This is a genomic window from Flavobacterium marginilacus (genome assembly GCF_026870155.1).
In the GTDB taxonomy this organism is placed as follows: domain Bacteria; phylum Bacteroidota; class Bacteroidia; order Flavobacteriales; family Flavobacteriaceae; genus Flavobacterium; species Flavobacterium marginilacus.
Window position 1 is genome coordinate 4,136,285 of the sequence record NZ_CP113975.1, and the last position, 13,314, is coordinate 4,149,598.

Genomic DNA, 13,314 nt, shown 5'->3' on the forward strand with positions numbered 1-13,314 from the left:
GAAAACATAAAACTAACTCTTTTTATTTATTTAATGAAAATTATTTTTTTACCCAGTTATTAGTAAATGGACAATCTTTATATTCATCCACAATCTTTATATAAGTATCCTTAATTTTGTTATCAAACCATTTTGCAATAGCTTTAATTTGTTTTTCTTTCAAAGCCAAATCCTTAATTTTGATATAATCTTTAGCATAATCCGCAGTGTGCGAATCAATTCTATTGGTCACTATCATGATTTTATAATATTTTTTCCCTTCTTTATCTTCAAGAAACGGCATAGAAATCTCATTATCCTTCAAATTGGAAACCTGATTATAAATAGAAGGATCCATATTAGTCAGCTCAAAATGTGTATCCTGAGTCTTAGGATTTACCAGTGCTCCTCCATTCGCTCTTGTTTCCTTTTCATCAGACATCGTTCTTGCTGCTTCCGCAAAAGGAATTTCCTTATCTAATATCTTCTTTCTAATTAAAGTAATTTTCTCTTTAGCTTCTTTCAAAGACTCCTGAGAAACTGTTGGAGCTATTAATATATGCCTCAATTCAATTTCCTGCCCCTTTATTTTTTCAACATAAATAATATGGAAACCGTATTGAGTCTCAAAAGGCTCTGAAATCTCACCTTCAGCAAGACTAAATGCAACATCTTTAAACTCCTTGACAAAAGCAGTTTTCCTGTTCATTTTATAATAACCTCCGTTTTTACTGGAACCAGGGTCTTCCGAATACAGCACAGCTTTGGTAGCAAAACTTGCTCCCTCCATACACTCTTTTCTAAAGCCATTCAGTTTATCAATAACTCTTTTCTTGTCTTCTTCAGTAACCTTTGGTTTTACAACAATTTGAGCTACTTCTAACTCCGCACCAAAAACCGGCAAATCAGCAACAGGTATTTTTTTAAAAAATTCACGAACTTCTTCAGGCGTTATTTCAACCTTATCGATTATCTTTTTCGTCATTTCACCAGTAAGCTTCTGCTCTTTTAGTACATCAAAGAAATATGTTCTAAATTCTTCTTCCGAATCCTTTTGATAATACTGAACCAGCTTATCCATTGTTCCAACCTGCTGAAGCATATAAGATAATCTTTCATCCATCATACCTTTTACTTCGGCATCACTTACTATAATACTGTCCTGAACTGCTTGATGAGCATACAATTTCTGTTCCAATAACGTCCCCAAAACCTGACATCTCGTTACATCCGAGATAGATCCTCCTTGACTTTTAATTTCCAAAAAACCTTTGTCAATATCAGAATCTAATATAATATAATCTCCAACGGTTGCAACTACTCCGTCTACTTTAAGTTTTTTTGTTGAAACCACAGGTGCTTTTGCTGTCTTAGGAACAACAGTATCTTTTATAATCTCCTGAGCATTTACAAAAGTTAAAGAAAAAAACAAAAGAAAAAAAGACAGCATAACTTTAGTAGTTATGGATTTCATTTGTACAATTTTTAAAGGCATTTTTTATTTTTTATATTATTATTATCTCAAAAAAATCTATTTTAAAAAATGCATTTCTCTTAAATACAATCTTTTAAAAAACAAGAAATTGTTCACTTTAAAGTCCGAAAAATCAAAACGTAATAATTCGGCAAAAAACTTACAATTATCTCAACATATAACGAACAAAAATAACAATTCGAATGCATTAAACAAGTTTCCTCAGTACTATTAACAAAAAATTATTAAGTTCCACAGCCTGCTTATATTATTTATGCAAAATCAAAAAAATTATAGCCCTAATTTAATTCCCCAAACCAATACCTACGCACAACTTACTACAGCATAACTAAAGATTTGACAGCAATGGCAGACTTTAATCCAAATTACTATTTTTTAGAAGCATCAGCAACTGGCATTTCAAAAAAAAATAGTTCTTACTCTAAACTTTAACTTTGTTTAAAAAAAAGGATATTGTTTCAATCAGGATTAAAGAGAAACATAATTCTTTCTTACCATCATTTACAATTACAATCGAATTCAGATCTATATTATATCCAGAAATTTAATCCATTTCATATAACTATATATTTTTTTTAAATAGCATATATAAATAGTACTTTTGCAGACAATTGATATATAAATATGAGTTTTTTAAAAGAAATAGAAAGAAGACGCACATTTGGGATTATCTCACATCCCGATGCCGGAAAAACCACACTGACAGAAAAATTGCTGCTTTTTGGAGGAGCAATTCAAGAAGCTGGTGCAGTAAAAAACAATAAAATAAAAAAAGGAGCTACGAGTGACTTCATGGAAATTGAGCGTCAGAGAGGAATTTCTGTATCTACATCCGTATTAGCCTTCAACTATAAAGAGAAAAAAATAAACATTCTCGACACTCCAGGTCACAAGGATTTTGCCGAAGATACTTTTAGAACCTTAACAGCAGTTGACAGTGTAATTGTTGTTATTGACGTCGCAAAAGGGGTTGAAGAGCAGACCGAAAAACTGGTTGCTGTCTGCAGAATGCGAAAAATTCCAATTATTGTTTTCATTAATAAATTAGACCGTGAGGGAAAAGACGCTTTTGACTTAATGGACGAGGTGGAACAAAAACTTGGATTGACAGTTACTCCCCTAAGTTTTCCAATTGGCATGGGATATGATTTTCAGGGAATTTACAATCTTTGGGAACAGAATATTAACTTATTTAGCGGTGACAGCCGTAAAAATATTGAAGAAACAATTGCGTTCTCTGATGTACAAAGTCCTGAATTAGAGAAAATAATCGGACCTAAACCTGCAGATCGTTTGCGTGAAGAACTAGAATTAATTGACGAAGTATATCCAAAATTTGATCGTCAGGATTATTTGGATGGAAAATTACAGCCAGTTTTTTTCGGATCCGCTTTAAACAATTTTGGGGTTAGAGAATTATTAGATTGCTTTGTAAACATTGCACCGTCGCCAAGACCAAAAGATTCGGAGACTAGATTGGTAGATCCAAAAGAAGAAAAAATGTCTGGATTTGTTTTTAAAATCCACGCGAATATGGATCCTAAACACAGAGACCGATTAGCTTTTATAAAAATCGTTTCTGGAACTTTTGAAAGAAACAAACCTTATTATCACGTACGTCAAAAAAAGAATTTAAAATTCTCAAGTCCAAATGCTTTTTTTGCTGAAAAAAAGGAAATCGTAGACATCTCCTATCCAGGTGATATTGTTGGATTACACGATACTGGAAATTTTAAAATTGGTGATACTTTAACCGAGGGTGAAGTAATGAGTTTCAAAGGAATTCCAAGTTTCTCTCCAGAACACTTTAGATACATAAACAATGCTGACCCGATGAAAGCCAAACAGCTGGATAAAGGAGTTGACCAATTAATGGACGAAGGAGTTGCCCAATTATTTACTTTAGAAATGAATAACCGAAAAGTAATTGGTACAGTTGGTGCATTACAATATGAAGTTATTCAATACCGTCTAGAACATGAATATGGTGCAAAATGTACTTATGAAAACTTTCCTGTTCACAAGGCCTGCTGGGTAAAACCAGACGATGCTAAAAACGAAGAATTTAAAGAATTCAAACGTATCAAACAGAAATTTTTAGCAAAAGACAAATACAATCAATTGGTTTTCCTTGCCGATTCTGATTTTACCATTCAGATGACACAAAGCAAATACCCAAGTGTAAAACTATTTTTCACTTCAGAATTTGATTAAATCATAAAAAAATAGACAAAAAAAACGCCAATTTTTAATTGGCGTTTTTTATATATACAAATTAAATTCAACCTTAAATACTCGCTAGCAAGATTTAATATTTAGTGCTTTTTTCAAAAGCGTTTTTACCAATAAATGATTTGGCTGTCTTCCCGAAGTCAAAAAACTTTTCTTAGAGTACATACCATCATCCGAAAAAGGTTTACTCACATCTTCCTTAGTTCCCATGAACCACAAAATGAAATTTACATTTGAGTTCATCATGAGAGAATTAGACGACACTTTCACAGGGTCTTCAATCACAATATCATTATGAATATTCAGCACTTCCACAATAGGAATTTCTAAATTTTCTTTCTGCCCAAAAACAGAACCTGTAGAAAGAAAAGATATCAAAACAATAATAAATAAAGAACTACTATTTTTGTTATTTTGAAAAACATTAAAAATTTTACCCATCTCAAATACCTTCCTAATATGATTTGTTATACATATTCAGGGTGCAAAACTAAATAAATAGTCATCTAGGAAAAAAAATAGTCGTTCAAGTACATAAATAGTCGTTTAATAACATGAAATATCGGAAACCTTAATAAAACCATAACATTTATGTAAAACACAAAAAAAGACTCCATTTCTGAAGTCTTCATTTTTATATAATTAGGCTTGTCCTGCCGGACCAAAATTTAATGGAATTGGAGCCTGCTCGCCTTCTTTTATTTCACCATGAGCTAATTCAAAACGATGAACATTTTCACCAATTGCCTTAAGCAGTCTTTTAGCATGCTGTGGTGTTAAAACAATTCTTGATTTAACTTTAGCTTTAGGAACTCCTGGCATTATACAAACAAAATCTAATACAAATTCCGATGAAGAATGGTTAATTATTGCCAAATTTGAATAAATTCCTTCAGCTATTTTTTCATCCAATTCAATATTAATCTGTTCTTGCTGTTGGTTAGGATTGCTCATAAAATTTAAATTTTTCAACACTCTCTCCCTGCATTCACAGAGAGAGAACATTGATGAAAGAATTAATAAATATACTCTTCTTTATTTGCCATCATATCATTATAGTCTTCTCTAGATCCTACAATTGCATTATCATATTCTCTCATACCAGTACCGGCAGGGATTCTATGTCCAACAATTACATTCTCTTTCAATCCTTCTAATAAATCCACTTTACCTGCAACAGCAGCTTCGTTTAACACTTTTGTTGTTTCTTGGAAAGAAGCAGCAGAAATAAATGATTTAGTCTGAAGAGAAGCTCTAGTAATACCTTGTAAAACCGGTGTTGCAGTAGCCGTAATTACGTCACGTGCAGCAACAAGATTTTTGTCAGTACGTTTCAATAATGAATTTTCATCACGCAGCTGACGCGGTGTTATAATCTGACCTGGTTTTAAAACACTTGAATCTCCAGCATCTTCAACCACTTTCATACCATATAATTTATCATTTTCAACGATAAAATCTTTAGTATGAATTAATTGATCTTCTAAGAACAAAGTATCTCCTGGATCTTCAACTCTAACTTTACGCATCATTTGACGTATTACTACTTCAAAGTGCTTATCGTTGATTTTTACCCCTTGAAGACGGTATACCTCCTGAATTTCATTTACCAAATACTGCTGAACAGCAGATGGCCCTTGAATTCTCAAGATATCATCCGGTGTAATAGCACCATCAGACAATGGAGATCCTGCTCTTACGAAGTCATTTTCCTGAACTAAAATCTGGCTTGATAATTTAACCAAATATTTTCTAACGTCACCAAATTTAGACTCAATAACGATTTCACGGTTACCTCTTTTAATTTTTCCGAAAGAAACAACACCATCAATCTCAGAAACTACAGCTGGGTTTGAAGGATTACGAGCCTCTAACAACTCCGTAATTCTTGGTAAACCTCCTGTAATATCCCCAGATTTAGAAGAACGGCGAGGAATTTTAACTAAAACTTTACCAGCTTTAATTTTCTCTCCGTTTTCAACCATCAAGTGAGCACCTACCGGTAAGTTATAAGAACGGATTAATTCACCTTCTTTACCGTAAACCAATAAAGTAGGAATTAATTTTTTATTTCTAGCCTCAGAGATTACTTTTTCCTGGAAACCAGTCTGCTCATCGATCTCAACCATGAACGATTGCCCCTGCTCTAAATCTTCGTAAGCAATTTTACCCGTAAACTCAGAAACAATAACTCCGTTATATGGATCCCACTTACAGATTATAGTTCCTTTTTCTACTGATTCACCATCATTAACAAAAATACTTGAACCGTAAGGAATATTATGTGTACTTAATAAAATACCTGTTTTTTCGTCAATTAATTTTAACTCTGTAGAACGAGAAACTACAATATCAACTGCATTACCTTCTCCGTCTTCACCTTTTACAGTTTTTAAATCTTCAATTTCCAGTTTACCAGCAAAACGAGTGATAATACTAGATTCTTCAGAAATACCTCCTGCAACCCCTCCAACGTGGAAAGTACGCAGTGTCAACTGTGTACCAGGCTCTCCAATTGACTGTGCAGCAATTACACCAACAGCCTCTCCTCTTTGAGTCATTTTACCAGTTGCCAAGTTTCTACCATAACATTTAGCACAGATACCTTTAGTAGCCTCACAAACCAATGGAGAACGTACTTCAACTTTCTCAACTGGAGAAGCCTCAATACCTTTCACTAATGCTTCAGTAATCTGCTCACCAGCATGTACTAAAATCTCACTTGTTAATGGATTAATTACGTCCTGCAATGCAACACGTCCTAAAATTCTTTCTCCTAATGATTCAACGATCTCCTCATTTTTCTTCAATGCAGAAACTTCAATACCTCTAAGAGTACCGCAATCCTCAAGATTAACAATAACATCTTGAGAAACGTCATGTAATCTTCTGGTCAAGTATCCGGCATCAGCCGTTTTAAGAGCCGTATCCGCAAGACCTTTACGAGCACCGTGAGTAGAGATAAAGTACTCAAGAATCGAAAGACCTTCTTTAAAGTTAGAAAGAATCGGGTTTTCAATAATTTCACCACCACCAGCAGTAGATTTTTTAGGTTTAGCCATCAAACCACGCATACCAGTTAACTGACGAATCTGTTCTTTAGACCCCCTCGCCCCAGAGTCAAGCATCATATACACAGAGTTGAAACCTTGCTGATCTTCTCTAATGTTTTTCATTGCCAACTCAGTCAATTGGGCATTTGCTGAAGTCCATACGTCAATAACTTGGTTGTAACGCTCGTTATTGGTAATAAGCCCCATATTATAGTTAGCAGAAATACCTTCAACTTGTTCTCTGGCATCTGCAATCAATTTTGGTTTTTGTTCTGGGATTCTAATATCACCAAGCGAGAATGATAATCCTCCTTTGAATGCAAATTTATAACCCATGTTTTTCATATCATCCAAGAAAGCTGCTGTTTCAGGTACACTAGTCGAACTCAATACGTGCCCGATAATATCTCTTAAGTTTTTCTTAGTCAATACGTCATTGATATATCCAGCTGCTTCAGGTACTACTTCATTAAATAATACACGTCCAGCGGTTGTCTGGATAATTTGATACACTAACTCTCCAGCCTCGTTAAAATCTTTTGCTCTAATTTTTACACGAGCATTCAATTCTAATCTTCCTTCGTTCAATGCAATATTCACCTCTTCAGCAGAATAGAATGTAATTCCTTCTCCCAAAATAGTCTTCTCAGGTGTTGACAAACGCTCTTTGGTCATATAATAAAGACCCAAAACCATGTCCTGAGATGGTACAGTAATTGGCGCACCATTTGCAGGGTTCAAGATATTGTGAGAAGCCAGCATTAACAATTGAGCTTCCAAAATAGCCTCTGGTCCTAATGGCAGGTGAACCGCCATCTGATCCCCGTCAAAATCCGCGTTGAACGCCGTACACACTAATGGGTGCAATTGAATCGCTTTTCCTTCAATCAATTTTGGCTGGAACGCCTGGATACCTAATCTGTGCAAAGTAGGAGCACGATTCAGTAATACTGGATGTCCTTTGATTACATTTTCAAGAATATCCCAAACTACAGGCTCTTTCTTATCAATTATTTTCTTAGCAGATTTTACTGTTTTTACAATTCCTCTTTCTATCAATTTACGGATAACAAAAGGTTTATATAACTCAGCAGCCATATCTTTTGGCAGACCGCACTCAAACAATTTCATCTCAGGTCCAACAACAATTACCGAACGAGCAGAATAATCCACACGTTTTCCAAGTAAGTTTTGACGGAAACGTCCCTGTTTACCTTTTAACGAATCAGACAATGATTTTAATGGTCTGTTTGATTCCGTTTTTACTGCTGAAGCTTTGCGAGTATTATCGAAAAGTGAATCTACAGATTCCTGCAGCATACGTTTTTCGTTACGAAGGATTACTTCAGGAGCTTTAATCTCGATTAATCTTTTCAAACGGTTGTTACGGATGATTACACGACGATATAAGTCATTCAAATCCGAAGTTGCAAAACGACCACCATCAAGAGGCACAAGAGGACGCAATTCTGGTGGAATAACTGGAATCACTTTCATGATCATCCACTCAGGACGATTCTCTCTGTTCAACGTAGATTCACGGAAAGACTCTACAACTTGTAGTCTCTTTAACGCCTCAGTTTTACGCTGTTTAGATGTTTCGTTATTAGCTTTATGTCTTAAATCGTATGATAATTCGTCAAGATCAATACGCGCTAATAAATCCATAATACACTCTGCTCCCATTTTGGCAACAAATTTATTTGGATCAAAATCATCTAAATATTGATTATCAGCTGGAAGAGTATCTAATATATTCAAATATTCTTCTTCTGTCAAGAAATCTAATCTTTGTATTGATTCCCCATCTGCATTTTTAGCAATACCAGCTTGGATTACTACGTATCTTTCGTAGTAAATAATCATATCTAATTTCTTAGATGGAAGACCAAGGATATAACCAATTTTGTTAGGAAGAGAACGGAAGTACCAGATGTGAGCAATTGGCACAACAAGGTTGATATGTCCAACTCTATCACGACGTACTTTTTTCTCAGTAACTTCTACACCACAACGGTCGCAGATGATACCTTTGTAACGTATTCTTTTATATTTTCCGCAAGCACATTCGAAATCTTTTACAGGTCCAAAAATTCTTTCGCAGAAAAGTCCGTCACGCTCAGGTTTGTGAGTTCTATAGTTGATAGTCTCAGGCTTCAACACTTCACCTCTTGATTCTTTCAAGATAGATTCTGGAGAAGCTAATCCTATCGAAATTTTATCGAATCTTTTTACAGTATTCTTCTCTTTATTATTTCTATTATTTATCATAGTTTTTACTATTGATTTATTTGCAATTAAAAATTGATTCTTGTTTTTAGTCTTAAAGTCAAATATCATAAAGTTTTTAAAGCCACGAATGACTTTAGACTTTGTACCTTCAAACTTTCGACTTAAAAACTACCTCGAATTACTTCTCTAAACTTCAAACTCAAATTTGAAGTGCTAGTTATAAAATCTTTTGAAATTTTATAAAAAATCGGAACGGGTTACGGGGCTAAATCCTAAAAAACTCTTATAAAATTTAAATAGAGACGTAGCATTGCTACGTCTCTACTTTGAATAATTTATTCTTCCAAACGAAGGTCAAGACCAAGACCTTTCAATTCATGCATTAATACATTGAATGATTCAGGTAATCCTGGTTCCGGCATAGTTTCACCTTTTACGATTGCTTCGTAAGTTTTGGCTCTACCAATAACATCATCAGATTTAACAGTCAAGATTTCACGCAGCGTACTTGATGCTCCATAAGCCTCAAGTGCCCAAACCTCCATCTCTCCAAAACGCTGACCTCCAAATTGAGCTTTACCTCCAAGTGGCTGTTGAGTAATCAACGAGTATGGACCGATAGAACGTGCGTGCATCTTATCGTCAACCATGTGTCCTAATTTAAGCATGTAAATTACTCCCACAGTTGCTGCTTGATGAAAACGTTCTCCTGTACCACCATCATAAAGGTGAGTATGTCCAAAACGTGGTACTCCAGCTTCATCAGTCAAAGCATTAATCTCGTCTAAAGAAGCACCGTCAAAAATTGGAGTAGCAAATTTTCTACCCAAATTCATACCAGCCCATCCTAATACTGTCTCATAAATTTGCCCGATGTTCATACGCGAAGGTACCCCAAGCGGGTTCAACACGATATCAACTGGTGTTCCGTCTTCCAAGAAAGGCATATCTTCATGACGTACTATACGAGCAACAATACCTTTGTTACCGTGACGACCTGCCATTTTATCCCCTACTTTCAACTTACGTTTCTTAGCGATATAAACTTTAGCCAATTTCAAGATTCCTGATGGCAATTCATCTCCAACAGTAATTGTAAATTTCTCTCTACGCAAAGCACCTTGTAAATCGTTCAATTTAATTTTATAGTTATGAATCAAATCATTAACCATAGTATTTGTTGCATCATCAGCAACCCATTGACCTTTACTTAAGTGAGCAAAATCTTCAACAGCGTAAAGCATTTTTTGAGTATATTTTTTACCTTTTGGTAAAACTTCTTCACCCAAATCATTCATTACACCTTGAGAAGTTTTTCCGTTTACGATATTAAAAAGTTTCTCAATCAATCTATCCTTAAGCTCAACAAACTTCACTTCGAACTCCATTTCAAGAGCTCCTAAAGCATCTTTGTCCTGAGTACGTTTACGTTTGTCTTTTACCGCTCTTGCAAATAATTTTTTATCTAAAACTACACCATGTAAAGAAGGAGAAGCTTTCAATGAAGCATCTTTTACATCACCTGCTTTATCACCAAAGATTGCACGAAGCAATTTCTCTTCCGGAGTAGGATCTGATTCTCCTTTTGGAGTGATTTTACCGATAAGAATATCACCAGGCTTAACCTCGGCTCCAATTCTAATCATACCATTTTCATCCAAATCTTTAGTAGCTTCTTCAGAAACGTTTGGTATATCATTCGTCAACTCTTCGTTACCTAATTTTGTATCTCTTACCTCTAATGAGTAATCGTCTACGTGAATTGAAGTAAAGATATCGTCACGAACTACTTTTTCAGAAATCACAATCGCATCCTCGAAGTTGTACCCTTTCCATGGCATAAACGCAACTTTAAGGTTTCTACCTAAAGCTAATTCTCCATTTTGAGTAGCATATCCTTCAGACAATACTTGCCCAGGAATTACTCTGTCACCTTTTCTTACGATAGGCTTAAGGTTAATACTTGTTCCTTGATTGGTTTTTCTAAATTTAATTAAGTTGTATGTTTTTTCATCAGCATCAAAACTTACCATTCTTTCTTCCTCAGAACGATCATATTTGATAGTAATGATATTAGCATCAACGTATTCTACAACTCCATGTCCTTCTGCATTAATCAATACTCTAGAATCTGAAGCCACTTGACGCTCTAAACCAGTTCCAACAATCGGAGCTTCAGGGCGTATCAATGGTACGGCTTGACGCATCATGTTAGATCCCATCAATGCACGGTTCGCATCATCATGCTCCAAGAAAGGAATCAAAGATGCAGAAATCGAAGCAATCTGGTTTGGCGCAACGTCTGTATAATCCACTTGAGAAGGATCAATTACAGGAAAGTCACCTTCTTGACGCGCAATTACGTTCTCGGCAGTAATTTTACCTGAATCTTCCATTTTAATGTTCGCCTGAGCGATTAACATTCCTTCTTCTTCTTCAGCACTTAAATATATAGGCGTAGACTCTAAATCTACAACACCATTATTTACTTTACGATAAGGTGTTTCAATGAAACCCATTCCGTTTACTTTAGCATAAACACCAAGAGAAGAGATCAAACCAATGTTTGGTCCCTCAGGAGTTTCAATCGGACATAAACGTCCGTAGTGCGTATAGTGAACGTCACGAACCTCAAATCCAGCTCTTTCTCTCGAAAGTCCACCTGGTCCAAGTGCAGATAATCTTCTTTTGTGTGTAATCTCAGCCAATGGATTCGTTTGATCCATAAATTGAGACAACTGGTTTGTTCCAAAGAAAGAGTTGATAACTGATGATAATGTTTTAGCATTAATCAAATCAATTGGTGTAAACACCTCGTTATCTCTAACGTTCATTCTCTCACGAATGGTTCTTGCCATACGAGCCAAACCAACACCAAACTGTTGAGACAATTGTTCTCCAACTGTTCTAACACGACGGTTTGATAAGTGGTCGATATCATCAATCTCAGCTTTTGAGTTGATCAATTCGATCAAATATTTAACAATAGTAATGATATCTTCTTTGGTAAGCACTTGCTTTTCCATTGGAGTATCAAGACCAAGTTTTTTATTAATTCTGTAACGACCTACTTCACCTAAGTTATAACGTTGGTCCGAGAAGAATAATTTATCAATAATACCACGAGCAGTCTCTTCATCAGGCGGTTCAGCGTTACGCAATTGTCTGTAGATATGCTCAACAGCTTCTTTTTCAGAGTTTGTTGGATCTTTTTGTAATGTATTATGGATGATAGAATAATCAACAGCGTTATTATCTTCTTTGTGCAACAAAATAGATTTAACGTTAGAATCAATGATTTCCTCGACATTATCTTTGTCGATAATAGTATCACGATCAAGAATAATCTCATTACGCTCGATTGAAACCACCTCTCCAGTATCCTCATCAACGAAATCTTCATGCCATGTGTTCAAAACACGTGCAGCAAGTTTTCTACCAATATATTTTTTAAGACCAGTTTTTGACACTTTAATTTCTTCAGCAAGGTCAAAAATTTCAAGGATGTCCTTATCTCTTTCGAAACCAATAGCACGGAATAAAGTTGTAACAGGTAATTTTTTCTTTCTATCGATATACGCGTACATTACGCTGTTGATATCGGTAGAAAATTCTATCCAAGATCCCTTAAAAGGAATAACTCTCGCAGAATATAATTTTGTTCCATTTGCATGGAATGACTGCCCAAAGAAAACACCCGGAGAACGGTGTAATTGTGAAACCACAACTCGCTCTGCTCCATTGATAACAAAAGTACCACTTGGTGTCATGTAAGGTATTGTTCCAAGATAAACATCTTGTACAATAGTTTCAAAATCTTCGTGTTCAGGATCGGTACAATATAGTTTTAACCTAGCTTTTAAAGGCACACTATACGTAAGACCTCTTTCTATACATTCTTGAATGGTGTAACGTGGCGGATCTACAAAGTAATCAAGGAATTCTAATACAAAGTTGTTTCTTGTGTCTGTAATTGGAAAGTTTTCCATGAAGGTATTGTACAACCCTTCGTCGCCTCTTTCGTCTGATTTAGTTTCTAATTGAAAAAAATCTTTAAACGATTTAACCTGAACATCTAAGAAATCTGGATATTGAGGTATGTTTTTGGTTGAGGCAAAATTCAATCTTTCAGTCTGATTTGTTATCATCAATGGACAAAATTTTGATTAAAAAAAAGTAATTTTTGTGTGTAAAAACACTGTTCAATTTATAAAACAATCTATACTTTCTTTTTGTAATCGATACATCTTTAAAAACCAACAAATAAAAAACATTGTGAATTTTCTTTCTTCGTATTGATCAAAAACTTTTTCGTATTCTAAA

6 protein-coding genes are annotated in these 13,314 nt (G+C 34.9%); 1 reads left to right on the forward strand and 5 read right to left on the reverse strand.

Annotated features, from left to right (window positions below; translation table 11 throughout):
* Nucleotides 1–40: 40 nt before the first annotated feature.
* Complete coding sequence (locus OZP07_RS17110; protein ID WP_194640773.1) at nucleotides 41–1,474, reverse strand: peptidylprolyl isomerase; 1,434 nt, start codon at nucleotides 1,472–1,474, stop codon at nucleotides 41–43.
* 624 nt (nucleotides 1,475–2,098) lie between these two features.
* Here OZP07_RS17110 and OZP07_RS17115 point away from each other — a divergent pair.
* On the forward strand, nucleotides 2,099–3,688 hold the full coding sequence (locus tag OZP07_RS17115; RefSeq protein WP_194640772.1) for a peptide chain release factor 3: 1,590 nt from the start codon (nucleotides 2,099–2,101) through the stop codon (nucleotides 3,686–3,688).
* A gap of 84 nt (nucleotides 3,689–3,772) precedes the next feature.
* Here OZP07_RS17115 and OZP07_RS17120 read toward each other — a convergent pair whose 3' ends face one another.
* From OZP07_RS17120 to rpoB, 4 genes are all read right to left on the reverse strand, one after another.
* Entirely contained in the window at nucleotides 3,773–4,147 is a 375-nt protein-coding gene (locus OZP07_RS17120) for a hypothetical protein (RefSeq protein WP_281636063.1), read from the reverse strand.
* A 201-nt stretch (nucleotides 4,148–4,348) separates the two neighbouring features.
* Nucleotides 4,349–4,660, reverse strand: coding sequence for a DUF3467 domain-containing protein (locus OZP07_RS17125; RefSeq protein ID WP_194640770.1), 312 nt, complete (start codon nucleotides 4,658–4,660; stop codon nucleotides 4,349–4,351).
* 62 nt (nucleotides 4,661–4,722) lie between these two features.
* On the reverse strand, nucleotides 4,723–9,030 hold the full coding sequence (gene rpoC / locus OZP07_RS17130; protein ID WP_281636064.1) for a DNA-directed RNA polymerase subunit beta': 4,308 nt from the start codon (nucleotides 9,028–9,030) through the stop codon (nucleotides 4,723–4,725).
* 296 nt (nucleotides 9,031–9,326) lie between these two features.
* On the reverse strand, nucleotides 9,327–13,139 hold the full coding sequence (gene rpoB / locus OZP07_RS17135; protein WP_194640768.1) for a DNA-directed RNA polymerase subunit beta: 3,813 nt from the start codon (nucleotides 13,137–13,139) through the stop codon (nucleotides 9,327–9,329).
* Nucleotides 13,140–13,314: the final 175 nt, after the last annotated feature.

Excerpts from the sequence above, each read along its gene's own strand:
- OZP07_RS17115 (WP_194640772.1), top strand. The coding sequence starts at position 2,099 with ATGAGTTTTTTAAAAGAAATAGAAAGAAGACGCACATTTGGGATTATC.
- rpoB (WP_194640768.1), bottom strand. The coding sequence starts at position 13,139 with ATGATAACAAATCAGACTGAAAGATTGAATTTTGCCTCAACCAAAAAC.
- OZP07_RS17120 (WP_281636063.1), bottom strand. The coding sequence starts at position 4,147 with ATGGGTAAAATTTTTAATGTTTTTCAAAATAACAAAAATAGTAGTTCT.
- OZP07_RS17125 (WP_194640770.1), bottom strand. The coding sequence starts at position 4,660 with ATGAGCAATCCTAACCAACAGCAAGAACAGATTAATATTGAATTGGAT.
- rpoC (WP_281636064.1), bottom strand. The coding sequence starts at position 9,030 with ATGATAAATAATAGAAATAATAAAGAGAAGAATACTGTAAAAAGATTC.
- OZP07_RS17110 (WP_194640773.1), bottom strand. The coding sequence starts at position 1,474 with ATGCCTTTAAAAATTGTACAAATGAAATCCATAACTACTAAAGTTATG.